The 17,005-nt window shown below is 65.2% G+C and carries 14 protein-coding genes; 9 read left to right on the plus strand and 5 right to left on the minus strand.

Annotation, left to right across the window (positions count from 1 at the left end):
* Window positions 1–266: 266 nt before the first annotated feature.
* The 7 genes from OPIT5_00555 (at window position 267) to OPIT5_00585 (ending at window position 9,300) form a co-directional block, all read left to right on the plus strand.
* Window positions 267–1,733: a hypothetical protein gene (locus OPIT5_00555; protein AHF88987.1), complete on the plus strand. Its 1,467-nt coding sequence runs from the start codon at window positions 267–269 to the stop codon at window positions 1,731–1,733.
* Between the two features lie 19 nt (window positions 1,734–1,752).
* Entirely contained in the window at window positions 1,753–2,496 is a 744-nt protein-coding gene (locus tag OPIT5_00560) for an N-terminal cleavage protein (protein ID AHF88988.1), read from the plus strand.
* A gap of 129 nt (window positions 2,497–2,625) precedes the next feature.
* On the plus strand, window positions 2,626–3,873 hold the full coding sequence (locus OPIT5_00565; protein ID AHF88989.1) for a glycosyl hydrolase: 1,248 nt from the start codon (window positions 2,626–2,628) through the stop codon (window positions 3,871–3,873).
* 37 nt (window positions 3,874–3,910) lie between these two features.
* Window positions 3,911–5,806, plus strand: coding sequence for a hypothetical protein (locus OPIT5_00570; protein ID AHF88990.1), 1,896 nt, complete (start codon window positions 3,911–3,913; stop codon window positions 5,804–5,806).
* Window positions 5,807–5,999: 193 nt separating this feature from the next.
* Window positions 6,000–6,239 carry a hypothetical protein gene (locus tag OPIT5_00575; GenBank protein AHF93924.1) on the plus strand — a complete coding sequence of 80 codons (240 nt, stop codon included), beginning with the start codon at window positions 6,000–6,002 and terminating at the stop codon, window positions 6,237–6,239.
* A 63-nt stretch (window positions 6,240–6,302) separates the two neighbouring features.
* On the plus strand, window positions 6,303–8,615 hold the full coding sequence (locus OPIT5_00580) for a kojibiose phosphorylase (protein ID AHF88991.1): 2,313 nt from the start codon (window positions 6,303–6,305) through the stop codon (window positions 8,613–8,615).
* A 52-nt stretch (window positions 8,616–8,667) separates the two neighbouring features.
* Entirely contained in the window at window positions 8,668–9,300 is a 633-nt protein-coding gene (locus tag OPIT5_00585) for a beta-phosphoglucomutase (GenBank protein AHF88992.1), read from the plus strand.
* Window positions 9,301–9,449: 149 nt separating this feature from the next.
* On the opposite strand, the gene OPIT5_00590 is transcribed toward OPIT5_00585, so the two are convergent.
* Both OPIT5_00590 and OPIT5_00595 read right to left on the minus strand, forming a co-directional pair.
* On the minus strand, window positions 9,450–9,776 hold the full coding sequence (locus OPIT5_00590) for a pilus biosynthesis protein HicB (protein AHF88993.1): 327 nt from the start codon (window positions 9,774–9,776) through the stop codon (window positions 9,450–9,452).
* On the minus strand, window positions 9,773–10,198 hold the full coding sequence (locus OPIT5_00595; GenBank protein ID AHF88994.1) for a twitching motility protein PilT: 426 nt from the start codon (window positions 10,196–10,198) through the stop codon (window positions 9,773–9,775). The genes OPIT5_00590 and OPIT5_00595 overlap by 4 nt, the downstream gene beginning before the upstream one ends.
* Before the next feature lie 62 nt (window positions 10,199–10,260).
* On the opposite strand from OPIT5_00595, the gene OPIT5_00600 reads away from it, so the two are divergent.
* Window positions 10,261–10,425, plus strand: coding sequence for a hypothetical protein (locus tag OPIT5_00600; protein AHF93925.1), 165 nt, complete (start codon window positions 10,261–10,263; stop codon window positions 10,423–10,425).
* A 28-nt stretch (window positions 10,426–10,453) separates the two neighbouring features.
* Here the strand turns inward: OPIT5_00600 and OPIT5_00605 are convergent, their stop codons facing one another.
* Entirely contained in the window at window positions 10,454–13,450 is a 2,997-nt protein-coding gene (locus tag OPIT5_00605; GenBank protein AHF88995.1) for an excinuclease ABC subunit A, read from the minus strand.
* Between the two features lie 4 nt (window positions 13,451–13,454).
* Window positions 13,455–14,549 (minus strand): GntR family transcriptional regulator, encoded by a 1,095-nt coding sequence (locus OPIT5_00610; GenBank protein ID AHF88996.1) that lies wholly within the window; start codon window positions 14,547–14,549, stop codon window positions 13,455–13,457.
* 136 nt (window positions 14,550–14,685) lie between these two features.
* On the opposite strand from OPIT5_00610, the gene OPIT5_00615 reads away from it, so the two are divergent.
* Window positions 14,686–15,159: a dCMP deaminase gene (locus OPIT5_00615; GenBank protein ID AHF88997.1), complete on the plus strand. Its 474-nt coding sequence runs from the start codon at window positions 14,686–14,688 to the stop codon at window positions 15,157–15,159.
* Between the two features lie 156 nt (window positions 15,160–15,315).
* Here the strand turns inward: OPIT5_00615 and OPIT5_00620 are convergent, their stop codons facing one another.
* Window positions 15,316–17,001 carry an iron ABC transporter substrate-binding protein gene (locus OPIT5_00620; protein AHF88998.1) on the minus strand — a complete coding sequence of 562 codons (1,686 nt, stop codon included), beginning with the start codon at window positions 16,999–17,001 and terminating at the stop codon, window positions 15,316–15,318.
* Window positions 17,002–17,005: the final 4 nt, after the last annotated feature.

Genomic DNA, 17,005 nt, shown 5'->3' on the forward strand with positions numbered 1-17,005 from the left:
GAAGTGGCGCGGGCGTCCCGCCCGCTGGCCAGAGGACAGAGACCAGAGGCCAGAGAACCGGCGACCCATGGCTGCCGCGGTCTGTCTTCTGTCCTCCGGCTTCTGGCCTCTGTCTCGCCGACCCCTGCCGCATACCGGATCGGGTATCCGTTGGCCCGTTCCGGTATGCCTTTGGTTTTGTGAAACGGCTGTCCGGATACGTTATTCCGTCTGTCCGGCAACCCTGCCCGCGCCTCCACCTGCCAAACACCCATCACCCGAACACCATGAAAACCCGCAAAACTCTCCTTCGTCACGCCGCCTCCGCTTGCGCCGTGCTCCTCCTCTCCCTTGCTTCTCCCCGCCTCCACGCTGTCGCCACCATTTGGGACGGCAGCGACGGCAACTGGACCACCAGCACCAGTTGGTCCGCTGGCAACCCTGGCTACACGACCAACCATGCTGTCATTCAGGAAGGCAACGTGACCGTCAACAGCGCCCCGCTCACCGCGCAATACCTGCTCCTCGTCCAGGGGGCAAATGGCGCAGGCAAGACAGCCACCCTCACCATCAACGCCGGAGCCAACCTCGGCATGGGAACCGCCGCCGACTCCCAGATCGGCACCGCCGCCGGCGGCACCGGCACCGTCATCCACAACGCCGGCACCGTCAACTTCGACAGGTCCCTCGTTCTCGGCGGCACCGGCAGCAACAACACCGGCGGCACCGGCATCTATACTCTCAACAGCGGCTCATTCGGTGTTAAAAACGATTTCATCATGGGCAACAACACCGCCAGCAGCTCCTTCTCGTATCTAAACCTCAACGGCGGCACCGCCAACCTCCAAGGCAATCTCAAAGTCGGCGCAGCCCGCTACACCGGCGGCTCAGGCGGCCGCCTCAATACCGCCATCGTCACCATCGCTGGCGGCACCCTCAACCTGACGGGTGATTACACCCATGGACTGGCGACCACCAACGGTGCCGGAGCAATCGAAGCCACCACACGCATCACCGGCTCGAAAGCCACCATCAACATCGGCGGCAACCTCACCCTCAACCAGAACGCCCGCAACGACTCCACCCTCGCCTTCACCCTCGACGACGGCGGTGTCAGCACGATCAACGTCACCGGCAATGCCACGCTCGCGGGCACGCTGAACGCCGGCCTCAAGGGCGGCCTCACGCTGACCAGGACCAACGAGTTCACCCTCGTCAATGCTGGCGGCACCCTCACCAGTGACTTCGCCACCGGTCCCGATTCCTCGCTCTGGACCACCACCACCGCATCCGACGCGCTCAAGCTCACCCTCGCCAGCTCCGCCCGGAAAGCCACCCTCGCCGCCGTCGACAACACCACCGTTGGAACAGGCGCCTTCGCCGCCGCTACCACCGGTTTTGTCGAAATCACCGGCCTCGCCGCCGGGCAGGAACTCACCCTTTATCTCAACGCCGACGCCGGCACCGGCAAAACCATCGACGACCTCGCCGCATGGTTCACCGACAACGGCGTCGCCGCCACCGCTCTCGCCGGCATGGATGGCTACAACCTCAGCATCTCCAAAACCGCCGCCGACAGCACCGCCTGGCTCGCCTGGGACCTCTCCGCCTTCAATGCCGACGCCACGCTCTCCGCGATCGGTCTCGCGACTGCCGCCGTTCCCGAACCCGCCGCATGGACGGCAATCACCGCCCTCGCGCTCCTCGCCTGCGTGGTTGCCCGCCGCCTCAAGGGTGCTGCAACCTCGGCCTGACTGCTCTCCTTTTTTCCCCATGAAAACCAATAACATCCCCCCCCGCGCCTTCACTCTGATCGAGCTCCTTACCGTCATCGCCATCATAGGCATCCTCGCGGCGATCATCATCCCCGTCGTCGGCCAGGTCCGCGACACCGCCCGCACCGCCAAATGCGTCTCCAACTGGCGCCAGTGGGACACCGCCATCAAACTCTACATCAACGACAACAAGGACAAATTCCCCATCACCATAAACCCGCCCCCCGACCCTAACCGCCCCACGAAAGAACCTTGGTACCAGATCGCCCCTTATCTGGGCATCCCCGGAACCAGCCCCATGCCAGCGTCAGCCGGCTACGACAAGATCAAAGCCATCATGTACGGCACCATGGCCTGCACCAGCAAACACAACCGCCCCTACAAAGAACGCGGCCAGGCCCTCTGGTGGACCTTTGGCATCAGCGATCAAGTCAGCGGCAGACCCTTCTCCAGCATGACCGCCCCCTCGCGCACCCTCCTCGGCATAGACCACTGCACGGAAGCTCCCTCAAACAGCATCCTCCAGTGGTTCGAAAGCAAGGACTACGAAACCAACCCCCTGCGGCTCAGGACGGCCACCCCCAAACCCCATGCCGGCAAAGTCAACGTCCTCTATGCGGACGGCCACATCCGCACCCTCAAAGCCAGCCAGATCATGATCGGCGACCATCTCCGCGCCGACCCCGCCTACGACGGCTCCAAGGACAACGCTCCCATCGGCGATCCCGCCTACGACCAATAAGCCAGGCCCGCGTCCCCGGAGCGGTGGCTTTTCCCGCCAATCCGCCACCGGACGCGTGCCAGCGCGCCACCACGCCACCGCCATGCAAACACACCCGCACGCGACGGGGCCACGAAACGAAAACTCATCATGACGTTCACCGAAGTCCACTACCAGGACCCCGCGACCAAAACCTACCTCGGCAGCCCCAGCCTCGTGCGCCTGCCCGACGGCACATTGCTGGCCACGCACGACTATTTCGGCCCCGGCAGCCCCGGAGCCATCGACGGCGAGGGCGCGCTCACCAGCCTCCATCGCTCCACCGACAACGGCCGTACCTGGTGCAACGTCTCCCACCTCGACAACATTTACTGGGCCACCCTCTTTCTCCACCGCGGCGCCCTCTGGCTCCTCGGCTGTTCGCGTAGTTACGGTTCCATCACCCTCCGCCGCAGCGACGACGGCGGCAACACCTGGACCCGTCCCCAAAATTCAACAACCGGCCTCCTCTTTCCCGGCGGCCCCCGCGAGACCGGCCCCAATTACCACGGCGCGCCCGTCCCTGTGCTTGTCCACGAAGGGCGCATCTACCGGGCATTCGAAGATTGCACCCCCTGCGTCTGGGGACGCGGGTTTCAGTCGCTCGTCATCTCCGCTCCCGAAGACGCCGATCTGCTCAACGCCGCCAACTGGACCATGAGCAACAAAATTCCCTTCGATCCCGCCTGGGTTCCCGTCGAACGCTGGGGGATTGCCACCAACCCCGGCTGGCTCGAAGGCAACTGCGTGGCCGCGCCCGACGGCACCGTCTGGAACATCCTTCGCGTCAACGCCGAACCCATGCCCGACCAGGCCGCCCGCCTCCGCGTATCGGATAACGGACGACGCCTCGATTTCGATCCTGCCACCGGCTTCTTCGACTTCCCCGGCGGCACCCACAAGTTCACCATCCGCCGCGACCCCCGCAGCGGCCTCTACCTCACGCTCTCCAATCCCGCCGCCGGACGCATCCCCCTCGCCGACGGCACGCCCGCCGACGTGCCCTTCCTCGGCGTTTCCCGCCGCAACCTCCTCACCCTCTGCTCCTCGCCCGACTTGTGGAACTGGTCCGTCTGCGCGACGCTCCTCACCGACGACCAGTCTCTCGACCCCGAAACCTCCTACAAAAAAACCGGTTTCCAGTACATCGACTGGCATTTCGACGGCGACGACATCATCTACCTCGCCCGGGTCGGTTACGACGGCGCGCCCAATTTTCACGACTCCAACCGCATCACCTTCCACCGCCTCTGGCACTACGCGGAGCGCCTGCGCCATCCCGTCCCTTTCAAGGCCTGCCCCCCATCCCCCCCATCTTCCCTTTCCGAATCCATCCCCCCCGTATTCGCCACCGCCTGACAAACAAAAACCTGAAGGCTGAAACAGCCATTCACCCATGACACCGCTCCTCCGAACCCTCCTCATTCTATCCGCTTTTGCGGCTCTCCCCCCCGCCGTGACCGCCGCCACGCCCGCGCTCAACACCACGCCCGGCGCCGACAACACCGCCGCTCTTCAAGCCGCCCTCAATCGCGCAGGCGACGCCTCCGACAAAAAATCCGACGGGCGGCTCACCATCCCCCCCGGCCAATGGCACACCGGCACCCTGCGTATTCCGGGCGACATCACACTCACCTTTGACCCCAAGGCCCGCCTCGTTCCCATCCCCGAAAAAATCACCGACGACAAAACCCTCCTCATCATCACCGGCGACCGCGTGCACATCGAAGGGCTCCGCCACGATTTTGCCTGGAACGGAGCCACCGAAAAAACCACGCCCGTCCAGAAACTGATTTATGCCGACGGCGTGAGCGACCTCATCGTCACCGGCGTCCATGTGGAAAACAGCGACCCGCGCCAACTCCTCCCCCTTGCCGAGCGCGCCCGCAAGGGGCGTTTCTTCAACCCCGACGGCAGCAAAAAATACACCCACCTCGGCTCGTACAACAACCAGCGCCTCCTCGTCGTTGAAAACAGCCGCAACGTTGTCCTGGAAAACTCCACCGGCCAACGCCTCCACGCCATGCTCGCCGCCATCAACTGCGCCAACGTCACCGCCCGCGGCAACCGCATGATCACCGGCAACAACCTCAGCAGCTTTTCGATGGGCACGGAAAACTTCCGCCATCACGACAACTGGTCGCGCGACGTGAAATATCAGGTCTCCTGGTTTGGCGGCTCCCCCGATCCCTCGCGCAAAGCCCCCGAAGTCCCGCTCGGCAGCGCCACCAAGGCCTTCCGCGACATCAAACCCGGCGACGCCAACTGGAACAAGCACACCTCCGGCTCCTTCGACGTTCTTATCCAGAACAACTACGCCGAATACGGCAATACCCTCGCCTGGGGCAACAAGGGCCGCCAGGTCGTCATCGATGGCAACATCGCCCGCTTCATCTCCGACTACGCCTACGGCACCGAAGGCGGCGAAAACATCGTTTTCTCCAACAACATCTCCATCAACTCCACCGCCGGCGGCATTGTCTCCATGTACTGGGGCGAAAAACTCCTCATCACCGGCAACCAGATCATCGTCCGCCACGAACCCTGGTCCTCCGAATGGAGCTGGTGGGACACGCCCGCCAAATACCTCGGCCCCTTCATCCGCCTCCATCACGGCCCCGCCAACAAGGAAGACCGGTACGGAGCGGGCTCCGTTCACATCGATGGCAACCTCTTCGTCAGCGAACTCACCGAACGCTCCACCGCCATCACCATCCAGCGCGGACGCGACGTCACCATCAGCGGCAACAAATTCATCAACGGCCGTATCGACAAAGTGGATCAAGGCCGCCTCACCGTCATGGGCAACGAATTCGTTTCCCGCCTCCCCTACGAGGATCTCATTGTCAATGTGAAGGGCCGCGCCGACACCGTCCTCGTCAAGGACAACATCCTCCGTCGCGAAGCTCCCATCGAAACCGATGCCGACGACGCCGTTGCCGCCGATGCGCGCAAGGCCGCCGAAGCCCAGGCCATTCCGTATCTTCTCTTCACCGACGAAGACGACAAGGCCAAGGCCACCGGCACCGAATCCGCCACGGTCGTCAAAGGCAACAGCCCTGCCATCGTTCTCAGCCCCAACAACGCCCTCTTCGGTTTCATCCAGGGCAACTTCATCTATGGCTGGAAAGACGCACTCTCCGTGCAACCCGCCAAAACCAACCGTGCTCCTCTCTCGCTCGTCGTGACGGGTAACACCACCGACGGAACCCTTCCCGCCCTCCCCTCTGCCGCAGCCGGTGTCAAAATCGAAAACAACATCACGCTCCCGTCCGGCCTGATGCCGCGATAAGAGGAGTGCGTTGGGAACATTGGCATTGGCACGGGAGCGTGTGGCGCGGGCGTCCCGCCCGCAATGTGGCATGGGCATCCTGCCCGATTGACAGAAAAAGTGGCACGGGCTTCCAGCCCGTGTTCCGCGGGCGTCCCGCCCGCAATCTTTTCCGAAGCGGGCGGGACGCCAGCGCCACTTTCACCCTTCCATCATGAACAACAACACCGTCCCCTTTGACCTCGCCCGCGAACCGGGCGTGAAAAGTTTCTCCTTCCGCCATATCAGCGACAATGCCGGCGTAGCCGCCGTCATCCGTCAATGTGGCGTGGACGTTGTCGATCTGTCCGCGTGCCATGTGAACTTCGATGATCCGGCGCAGCAAGAGCAGGCGCTCGCGGCTTGGCGCGGCGTGGAAGCCATCCGGGCCGCGTGGCTGGAAACAGGCGATTGATGTCCGGTCGTATCCGAATTCTCCACACCCCTCTTTCTCACCGACATTTGCGTCAACAAACACATGAACCCTTCCTCTCTCTGGTCCATTCATCACGAGGGCTTCCAATCCGGCGATATTGAGAAAAACGGCAGCAAATTTATCATTGCCAACGGGGTGATGGGCGTCCGCGGCACGCTTGAGGAGTTTGACAAGAACCAGCTTGCGGCCTGCACCCTCGCCGGGCTCTACGACCAGGTTAGCGACAAATGGCGCGAACCCGTCAACGCGCCCCACGCCTTCAACGCGCGTATCATCGTTGACGATACGCCACTCTCCGTTCTCACCACGCCGCTTGTCCGCCACCGCCAGTCGCTTGACCTGCGCGGCGCCGTCCATTCACGCGAGACGGTTTTCCGCCTGCCCGACGGCGCCGAAGCCACCCTTTGCGCCGACCGTTTTCTCAGTCTTGCCGACACCCGGCTCGGCGTCATGTCGCTCTCGCTCACGGTCACGCGCCCCTGCCGCGTCCGTCTCGAAACCGGCATCGATGGCGACGTGTGGGACCTCAACGGTCCCCACCTCGGACGCTTCGAAGGCCGGGAGGAAGACGGCATCCACCTCCTGACCGCACTCACCGGGGAAAAATCCGTCCCCGTCGCCGTGGCCGAGGCCATTCGCTCAAACAACCTCCCTCCGTCCGAAACCGTTCGTTCCGCGCAGGCCATTCATCGGCGATTCGAATTCGAGGCTTCCGCCGGCGATACGTATTCATTTGAAAAATACGTCGCCATAGTCACCGGACCCGGGCATGGCAACGACGCCCGCGCCACCGCCGGCACCGCGCTTGCCGCCGGACGCGCCGCCGACGGTGCCGGACGCGCCGCGCTCCTCGCCGCCAGCCGTGCAGTTTGGGACGCCCGCTGGCGCGACTCCGACGTGCTCATCGAGGGCGACGACGACTCGCAACTCGCCCTCCGCTACAGCATCTACCAGCTTCTCATCATCGCGCCCGCCAGCGACCGCTGCTCCATCCCCGCGCGCGGGCTTTCCGGCCAAGTTTACAAGGGCGGCGTTTTTTGGGATACGGAAATATTCATGTCCCCCTTCTTCGACCACACCCAGCCCGCGCTCGGACGCCGCCTCATGCGCTACCGGATAAAAACCCTCGGCGGCGCGCGCCGCAAGGCCGCCGGATACGGCTGTCGAGGCGCTTTCTACGCATGGGAAAGCCAGGAAACCGGCGACGACGCCTGCACGCTCTTCAACTTCACCGACGTCTTCACGGGCCGCCCCATGCGAACCCATTTCCGCGACAAGCAAGTCCACATCAGCGCGGACGTCGCCTTCGCCATCTGGCGCCATTACCGGCTCACCGGCGACGAAACCCTGCTCACCGACGGCGGCGCCGAAGTCATCCTCGAATGCGCCCGCTTCTTTCTCTCTTATGCGTGGTTCAAGCCGGAGAAAAACCGTTACGAGCTCCTCGATGTCGTCGGTCCCGACGAATACCATGAGCGCGTCGACAACAACGCCTTCACCACCGCGATGGCATCCGCCACCCTGCGCATTGCCCTCGCCGTTGTTGACCTCCTCGAAAAAAGACACCCCGCCGCCTGCGCCACTCTCCTCCGGCGCCTCGACTGCGCCGACGACCTTCAGCGCATCCGCGAGATGGATACGTTGCTTTTCCGTCCCGCGCCCGACCCGGAGACCGGCGTCATCGAGCAATTCACCGGTTACCACAAACTCGAAAACACCACGCCCGCCGAAGTCAAAAAGCGCGTCCTCAACCCCACCGAATACTGGGGCGGCGGACACGGCATCGCCACCTCCACCCAGGTCATCAAGCAGGCTGACGTCGTGCTCATGCTCCACCTCTTTTCCGAGGATTTTTCGGACGACGTGAAACGCGCCAACTGGGATTTTTACGAGCCGCGCACCGAGCACGGCTCCAGTCTCAGCCCCTGCGTCTATGCCCTCCTCGCCGCCGAGCTCGGACGCACCGACTACGCCTTCAAATACTTCCTGCGCACCGCCACCATCGACCTCGCCGGCGACGCCAAACAATACTCCGGCGGCATCTACATCGGCGGCACGCACCCCGCCGCCAACGGCGGCGCGTGGATGACCGCCGTCCTCGGTTTCGGCGGACTCCGCCTCGCCAGGGACGAGCACGGCAACGACATCATGCGCCTGACGCCGCGCCTTCCCGAAAAATGGCAACGTCTCGCCTTCCGCTTCACCTGGCGCGGCCAATGGTTCGCCGCCTCCATCACGCCCGATGCCATCACACTCGCCGCCGACGTCGCCAACACCGCGCCCGCTCCCTTCGTCCTCGCCGGGCAGCCCGTCACCTGCGCCCCCGGACAAACCCTCACGCGACCCGCGTCCTGACTGCCCTCCTCCTCCAATGCCTGCCAGGTTCGCTTCATCTCTTCCCTCGTTCATCACCACCGCCCGTGGTGCGATCTTCGATCTCGACGGCGTCATCGTTGACACCGCCCGCTATCACTACCTCGCGTGGAAACGCCTCGCTGCCGAACTCGGCTTCACCTTCACCGAGGCGCACAACGAACGACTCAAGGGCGTCAGCCGGATTCGCTCGCTGGAAATCCTCCTCGAGATCGGCGGTATCGCCGTCACCCCGCAGGAACGCGAGGCGATGGCCGCCCGCAAAAACGCATGGTATGTGGAGTACATCCGCAAAATGGACGCCTCCGAACTCCTCCCCGGCGCGCGCGATTACCTGAAAAAACTCCGTGCCCGCGGCGTGAAAATCGCCCTCGGCTCCGCCAGCAAAAACGCTCCCCTGATTCTGGATAATCTCCGCATCACCGAACTCTTCGACGCGATTGTTGACGGCAACCACGTCACCAGGGCCAAACCCGACCCCGAAGTTTTTCTCCTCGGCGCCCGCCAGGTGGGCCTCCCGCCAGCGGAATGCGTTGTCTATGAAGATGCCGGGGCCGGCATCGAGGCCGCGCACCGCGCCGGCATGAAAGCCGTCGGCGTCGGCTCTCCCGCCGCCTTGCCCGCCGCCGATTTCCACGTCCCCGACCTTCGCCTGTTGCCCGGATAATCAGCAGCGGGAACCGCTAACCTGCCTGGTTCATACGTTTCGCATCCCGAAGCGGAACGGCCTGCGATGCAGGGGCTTCGCCAGTATCCGTTTAGCCGGCCCGCGTCCTGTAGCTGCGAACGCAAGTTCGCAGGCTCCGGGGGAGGGAATCAGGCGTGGGAAGCCTTTCGTCGGTGGCCGGAAAGGGGCCGGGAACCGGCGCGGCGTCGGGGTGTTTTTTGGGGGGCGGGTGTGCGAGCAGGCAGGACGTCCTCCGGGGCGGGCGGAACCTTGGGGGCCATGTTGAGAACGCGCAGGAAATCGGACGGCGTCGATCTGGCGGCTTCTTCGCGGAGGTATTCGACTGTGCGCATCGCGGCGATTTTTTCCGCAGCCGCCGAGGCGTAAAAACTGTTGACGGAAATGCCGTCGCTCCGGGCGAGATTGCGGGCTTGCTCGTGAACGGAATCAGGGACTCGGAGGGTGATGTTGCTCATGGTGTCTTGATATGGATTTGTGACAGGAATTTGCCCGGCGTGAGTGCAGTGACGCCGAAGTGGCTGGTGATGGGAAAGTCGGAAATGTTGTGTGTGATTATGTAATCGGCACCCGCGGCAACCGCCAGTTCAAGGGCCATTTCGTCCTTGGGATCGGGGAGTTGCGGACGCCAGAGAAAATAAATGGGTTGGTGAACGGACATCGCGGCAAAGGCGCGGCAAAAAGCCATGATGTCCTTGCGCGGAATCGGCACCATACCAGGGCGACAGAGAACATCCTGGTATTCGTGATAAAGGGGGACGGACAAAACCGGTGTGAAGCCCTGCGGGTTTTCGTAAAGCAGGTTCAAAACCGCGCGCGACGCGCCCTGCGAGGAGCGGAGGGCCGAAACGAGAATATTGGTGTCTATGACAAGGCGCATCGTGGTTGCATGGGCATAACCACTAGAATAAGCGGCCGGGGCAAGACATTTCCCAAGCGGGCTTGGGGAAAACGGATTTGTTCCCGGAGGTGCTTGCCATCCGGGCGTCCCGCTCTCCCGCCGTCGCCGAACGGCCCGCCTGCCTGATGATGACGGAAAACATCCGGCTGATGTTCCACGCCAGCTCCGGCAGCCCCAGGCTTTTTCCGACGATCCGCCTGTGGTGACGACGCGCAGTGTCGCCGGGTCGCCGGTTCAGCGCGCCGCCTCGCGCCAGCGTTTCAGCGCCTGGCCGGTGAGGCTGCGCGGCTCGCTCTCGATGCCGGCACGGGGGCCGGCGTAGATGATCTCGCCGCCCGCGCTGCCGCCGCCGGGACCGAGATCGATCAGCCAGTCGGCGATGTTGATCACGTCGAGATTGTGCTCGATCACGATCAGCGTGTTGCCGGCGTCGCGCAGCTTGAAGAGCAGGTCCATGAGGTGCTGGATGTCCACCCAGTGCAGGCCAGTCGTGGGTTCGTCGAGGATGTAGAGCGTGTTGCCCTGCTGCCGCTTGCTGAGCTCGAGCGAGAGTTTTATCCGCTGGGCCTCGCCGCCGGAGAGCGTCGTGGCGGACTGCCCGAGCGTGAGGTAGCCGAGCCCCACGGCGTCGAGCGTGGCAAGCTTGTCCATCACACGCGGGATGTTGCGGAAAAGGCCGATGGCGTCGCGCACTGTCATGTCGAGCACGTCGGCGATCGACTTGCCGTGAAAAAGCACTTCGAGCGTCTCGCGATTGAAACGCCGGCCGCCGCAACTCGGGCACGGCGCGTACGCATCGGCCATGAACTGCATGTCGAGCTTGATCACGCCGTCGCCCTGGCAACGTTCGCAGCGCCCGCCGCGGACGTTGAACGAAAAACGGCTGGCCTTGTAGCCGCGCACCTTGGCGAGCGGCACCTGCGCGAAGAGATCGCGCAGCAGGTCCATGAGCCCCGTGTAGGTCGCCGGATTGGAGCGCGGCGAGCGGCCGATCGGCGACTGGTCGACCTGCACGAGTTTTTCGAAAAAATCGAGGTGCTCGATGGCGCGGTGGGCGGCGGGGAGGGCTTTCGCGCCGTTGAGCTTGCGGGCGGCGGCGGTGGCGAGGATGTCGTTGACGAGCGTGCTCTTGCCCGAGCCGGACACACCGGTGACGCACGTCAGCAGCCCGACCGGGAAACGCGCGTCGACACCGCGCAGGTTGTTGGCGCGGGCTTCGCGAACGGTGAGGAAAGCGCCGTCGGTGTCCCTGGTTCTGGCGTCCCTGGTGATGGCCAGCTTGCGGGCGAGGTAGGGTCCGGTGCGCGTCTGGCGCGACGGCGCGGCCATGAGCGCCTCGGGCGTACCCTGAAACAGGATACGTCCGCCTTCGGTGCCGGCTTCGGGACCGAGTTCGACGATCTCGTCGGCCATGCGCATGGTGTCTTCGTCGTGCTCGACGACGAGGACGGTGTTGCCGTGGTCGCGCAGCTCGCGAAGCGTGTCGAGGAGCTTCCGGTTGTCGTGCGGATGCAGTCCGATGCTCGGCTCGTCGAGGACGTAGATGACGCCCATCAGGCCCATGCCGAGCTGGGTGGCGAGCCGCACGCGCTGGGCCTCGCCGCCGGAAAGCGTGTCGTAATCGCGGTCGAGCGTCAGATAGCCCAGCCCGGTCTCGAGGAGAAAACGGAGGCGTTGTTCGATGCCGGTGACGATCTCGCGCAGGGCGTCGTTGCCCCCGAGCGTTTCGGCCAGCCCGGCCGCCACGGCATGGGCGGCGGCGACGTCGAGGTGGAAAAAATCCGTGATGGAGAGCGGAGGGGATTGACGTGGCACGGGCTTCCAGCCCGTGGGTTTGTCGTGGCATGGGCTTCCAGCCCGTGCCACGGCGGAGGGGCAACTCTCACGGGCTGGAAGCCCGTGCCACGTCCCGGATGCCCGCACAAATACGTTCGAGCTGCGCGCATTCAGCCGCGTGCCGTGGCATTCGGGGCATTCGCCGCTCACCATGTAGGTCGTGAGCCGGGCGCGGAACCCGTCGCTGTCCGTCTCGCGGAAACTTGCCTCGAGGTCCGCGATCACCCCCGGGAAAGGCAGGGCGCGAGGCTCGCGCATGCGTTTCAGCTTGAAGGCAAACAGCCGCTCGCCGGCTCCGCGCAGGATCGTGTCGCGGGTCTTTTCGGGCAGGTCTTTCCAGGGCGTGTCGGCGTCGAACGGGAGTTGTTCGGCGAGCTGCTTGAGCTGGGCGTTATGTTTGATGATGAGGTTTTTCCCGCCGATCCGCCACGGCTTGATCGCCCCCTCGCGGACGGATTTTTCCGGATCGGGAATGACGAGTTCGGGCACGAAACGGAGTTTGCGTCCGATGCCGCCGCAGGTCGGGCACGCGCCTTCGGAGTGGTTGAAGGAAAAATGGCGCGGCGTGAGTTTTTCGAAAACGTCGCCGCAAATCTCGCAGGCGAGCGTCTGGCTCAGCGGAATCTCGCGCCACGGATCGGCGGCGGATTTTTGCGCGAGGACGATGGCGCGGTCCTTGCCCTCGCGAAAGGCGAGTTCGAGCGAGTCGGCGAGGCGGCTGCGCTGGTCCTCGACGGCCACGAGGCGATCGACGACGAGGTCCACGGCAATCTCGCGTGTGCCGGCGGGGATGAGGTGAGGATCGTCGAGGTTGCGGATGCCGACGCCGTTTTCGTTGTTGCCGTCGAGACGGATGCGCTGGAAGCCGCGCTGGCGCAGGCGCGGCAGTTCCTCGCGGAGCACGCTCGGCCGGGCGACGAGCGCGGGCGCGAGCAGCATGATGCGCTGGCCCGGGGCTTCGGCGAGGACGCGGGCCACGTTGTCGTCGAGCGAACGCTGCACGACACGGCCGCCGTCTTTCGGGCAACGCTGTTCGCCGTGGAGCGCCCAGAGGAGCCGGGCGTAGTCGGCGATTTCGGTGACGGTGGCGATGGTGCTGCGCGGCGAGCCGCCGCCTGTGCGTTGCTCGATGGCGAGGACGGGCGAGAGGCCGTGGATGAAATCGACGTCGGGCCGTTTCAGTTGCTCGAGCACCTGGCGCGCCTGGGTGGAGAGCGACTCCATGTACTTGCGGTAGCCCTCGGCGTAGATCGTGTCGAAGGCGAGCGACGATTTGCCCGAGCCGGAGGGTCCCGTGATGACCACGAGCTTCCCGCGCGGCAGGCGCAGTTCGAGGTTCTTCAGGTTGTGCTCCCGGGCTCCCTTGATGTGAATGTGTGTGGCAATCGGTTGCATGGGCTCAGGATCGGGCGGCGACGGCCGGCAGGGCGGGAGCCGGGCCCGTCGATTCGCCGAGGAAAAGCGGCGCGGTGCGCGGCTGGAGAAGCGAGGGGGTTTTCCACTCCGTGTCGCCGAGCATCCAGTCCACGGCCTTGCCCAGGTACGGCACCCGCGACGGCGAGCGCAGGCTGGTGAGCGACGGGATCAGGAACGGCGCCATGCCCTCGTCGTTGATGGCGCACACCGACACGTCGCGGCCGATTGAAAGGCCCGCTTCGTGCAGGGCGCGCATGCCGCCGATCGCGGCGTAGAGCGTGGTGCAGAAAAACGCGGTGCCCACCGGATCGCCGCCGGAGTCACCGAGCCGGGCCAGCACTTCGTCGCGTGCCGCGTCGAGGGTCAGGGCCCGGGGCGAGTAGAGCGTGCCGGCGAGCCGGTGTTCGGCCAGAAACGTCCGCCACAGGCCGATACGCGCCTCGATCACGGAATTGTGCGTCTGCACATTGAGGCAATCGATCCGGCGATGGCCGAGCCGGGCGAGGTGGTCGAGCAGCTTGCGCCCGGCCGCCACCGGAAACACCGCCACCGAGCGCAGGCCGTGGGGACTCGCATCGTGATCGAGCACCACCACCCGCGTGCTCACATCGCGGAGGCGCCCGGTCAGCCAGGGAGCCATCCGGGCTCCGCTCGGATGAAAAAACACGCCGTCGAAACCGCCGCCGAGCGCCGCGCTGATCGCGGTGTCGTTGAGGTGTTCGTAAACGATCGAGCGCACCACGGCATGGCGGGTGGCGACGGCTTTCTCGATATCCTGCCGCCAGCGATCGATTTCATAGGAAGCGGCGGCAGGGCGCACGTAGGCAATGATCCCGCGGCGGCTTCCTCCCGGCTGTTCGCCGCCCGAGGCGATGCGCAGCCGGCCGGTCTCGCCGCGGGCGAGCACGCCCTCGGCGGCGAGCAGCCGGATGGCACGCCTCACGGTCTGCCGGCTGAGCCCGAGCTCGAGCGCGAGCTGGCGTTCCCCGGGCAGCCGGTACGCGGCATGATCGCCGTGGCGGATGCGCTTGCGAAGCGCATCGGCGGCAAACTGCGTTTGTAAATCCGGGCGGGCCATATCGGTTAAAAAATTGCGGCCCGGCCCGGGCAAGACAAGCGCGGTGTGAGCGGGCGTGCGGGGAAGAAGGCGCCTCGCGCACACTTCGGAGTGGTTCGGAGTGACAAACGCCGCCGGACAGGCTAGCGAGTGGCGCATGAGCGGACCCGTTTCCCCTGTCGATCTGATTGCCGAAGCCACCACCCGGTTTGGCGAGCGGCCGTCGTGGGATGATTATTTCATGGCCACGGCGGTGCTCCTCTCCACCCGCAGCCCGTGCGAACGGCTGCACGTGGGCTGCGTGATCGTCAGCGGAGGCGATCGTCGCAACCGGCTCGTCGCCGCCGGCTACAACGGGTTCCTTCCCGGCACTCCGCATGTGTCGCGTGTCCGTGACGGGCACGAGCAGGCGACCGTCCATGCCGAGCAGAATGCCGTGGCCGACGCCGCCCGCCGGGGCAGTTCGCTGGAGGGATGCGTGGCCTACGTCACCCATTTCCCCTGCATCAACTGCGCAAAGATCCTCGCCGCCGCCGGCATCGCGGAGGTCCGCTACCGTGACGATTACAAAAACGACCCGCTGGTCGAGCCGCTGCTGGCCGACGCCGGCGTGAGCATCCGGAAGCTGTAACGCCACCCGGCGAGGGAAGATTTTCGATTCCCGATTGGGCGCTGCCGCGCCGCGGAGGTCTGTCTTCAATCGAAAACCGCGAGTAAAAATCCCCGGAGCTTGCTTCGGGGTATCAGACCCAATGAGAACCAAAAATCGAAAATCCTCCCGCCTGTCTCACTCCCTCGCCAGCGCCGCCGCCCGCCGGTACTGCGCGCGAAAGTGCGCGCCGAGCGTCGCGGCCAGCCGGATCTCCTCGGCCTTGTCGCGCGCGCCGAGAGCCGCCTTGATCGGGCCGCCCGCCGCGGCGTAGTCCACCGCGCTCACGTCGAGCATCACCGCCAGCGCCGCATCGGCGGCCCCGGTGTCGCCGCGCTCGCGGGCGGCGTGGATGGCGCGCCACGCCTGCTTCAGTTCGCGGTGCGAATCCAAGCACATCGCCCGGATGATGAAACGCAGTTCGTTGAACAGACTGCCCGACCAGTCCGCCCGGTAAACGAGCGGTTCGGCCACCGCGTACGGTTTTTCGTCCGGATCACTCCGCAGCGCATCGATTCCCGGCAAGTTATAAAAATCCTTTCGCACCGGCAGGCGCCGCAACGCAAACCGCTCCGGCCCGCCGGGCGTCCCCGCCTTCTGATCCCAAAGCCGCTGCCCCTCCATCCCGAGCACGAACTCGATAAACCCGCGCGCCACCTCCGGATTGGGCGCGCCGCGCAGCATCGCCACCGGATCGACCGAATACGCGGTGCCTCCCTCCGGCGACACGTACGCCAGGCGGTCGCTCTCGCCCCGTCGCAACAACGCCTCCACCTGCTGCCGTCCGTAAAAATCGATGCACATCCCCGCCGCGCAGTTGCCCGCCGCCACGTCGATCGGCACCTTCTGCGCGCTGTCGGTAAAATAACGGGCGTTGGCCGCGATCCGCTGGATCAACTGCAAGCCCTGCGCCCACCCTGCCGCCACCGCAGCGGCCTCAGCCTCCGCCGGCGGGGCCGGCTCCTGCGATTTCAAATCTGAAATTTCAGATTTCAGATTTTTCCCAGCGGCGGCCCGGTTCCCTGCGGCGCGCTCGCGCACCCTGCGGTGCATCTGTTGCTGGATGAGGTTTTCAAACGCCTTGTTGATCGACCCGCTCTTCGTCGGATCGGCCAGCGCCACCTCGCCGAAATAGCGCGGATCGGCGAGATCCGTCCATTGCTCCGGGGCAGGCAGGCCCAGGCGTTCCAGCGACACGCGGTTGTAGACGATCCCGAACGCGCTCAGCACCGTCCCCAGCCAGCGCCCTTCCCTGCCCCGGTAATCGTCGCCGGCATGTTTTTGGGGAATCGCCTCGTCGGAAAACCAGTCCGGATGCGCCGCCACCACGCCGCTGTCGATCAGCCGCCCGGCCCGGTCCTGCACAATGAAATCATAGGTGCCTCCGCCAAAAAACAGGTCCACGCCGCACCCGGCGTCCGAGGCCAGAAACGCCGCCCGCGCCTCCTTTTCCTCCGCCGTGGCCGAGGCCGGCAGGCGCCCGTTGGCGTAGGCCGCCTGCACGGCAAAACTCCATGGCCGCCCCAGCCGGCGCGTCCAGTGGTAGCGGAAGGCCGCCGCGTATTCGCCTTCCAGATACCGGGCGATCTCGCTCGCGCCGCCGACGCTGCGCCAGTCCACATACACCGTCCGGCCCGTCCGCTCGCGCCACCAGCGGGCGAACGCCGTCTGGAACTCCTGGCGGATGGCCTCGTTGTGCGGCGAAAGGATGACAAGCGTGTCGTCCGCCCGCCCCGGCGCCTCGCGCGCCGGACGCAGCAGGAACGGCAGGGCCACGATGACCGCGATGACGAGCAGGACGAGGCTGTTGCGAAGCGTGAACATGGGT

The organism is Opitutaceae bacterium TAV5, assembly GCA_000242935.3.
GTDB lineage: Bacteria > Verrucomicrobiota > Verrucomicrobiia > Opitutales > Opitutaceae > Geminisphaera.

Excerpts from the sequence above, each read along its gene's own strand:
- OPIT5_00575 (AHF93924.1), top strand. The coding sequence starts at position 6,000 with ATGAACAACAACACCGTCCCCTTTGACCTCGCCCGCGAACCGGGCGTG.
- OPIT5_00565 (AHF88989.1), top strand. The coding sequence starts at position 2,626 with ATGACGTTCACCGAAGTCCACTACCAGGACCCCGCGACCAAAACCTAC.
- OPIT5_00580 (AHF88991.1), top strand. The coding sequence starts at position 6,303 with ATGAACCCTTCCTCTCTCTGGTCCATTCATCACGAGGGCTTCCAATCC.
- OPIT5_00620 (AHF88998.1), bottom strand. The coding sequence starts at position 17,001 with ATGTTCACGCTTCGCAACAGCCTCGTCCTGCTCGTCATCGCGGTCATC.
- OPIT5_00610 (AHF88996.1), bottom strand. The coding sequence starts at position 14,549 with ATGGCCCGCCCGGATTTACAAACGCAGTTTGCCGCCGATGCGCTTCGC.
- OPIT5_00590 (AHF88993.1), bottom strand. The coding sequence starts at position 9,776 with ATGAGCAACATCACCCTCCGAGTCCCTGATTCCGTTCACGAGCAAGCC.
- OPIT5_00605 (AHF88995.1), bottom strand. The coding sequence starts at position 13,450 with ATGCAACCGATTGCCACACACATTCACATCAAGGGAGCCCGGGAGCAC.
- OPIT5_00570 (AHF88990.1), top strand. The coding sequence starts at position 3,911 with ATGACACCGCTCCTCCGAACCCTCCTCATTCTATCCGCTTTTGCGGCT.
- OPIT5_00560 (AHF88988.1), top strand. The coding sequence starts at position 1,753 with ATGAAAACCAATAACATCCCCCCCCGCGCCTTCACTCTGATCGAGCTC.
- OPIT5_00615 (AHF88997.1), top strand. The coding sequence starts at position 14,686 with ATGAGCGGACCCGTTTCCCCTGTCGATCTGATTGCCGAAGCCACCACC.
- OPIT5_00555 (AHF88987.1), top strand. The coding sequence starts at position 267 with ATGAAAACCCGCAAAACTCTCCTTCGTCACGCCGCCTCCGCTTGCGCC.
- OPIT5_00595 (AHF88994.1), bottom strand. The coding sequence starts at position 10,198 with ATGCGCCTTGTCATAGACACCAATATTCTCGTTTCGGCCCTCCGCTCC.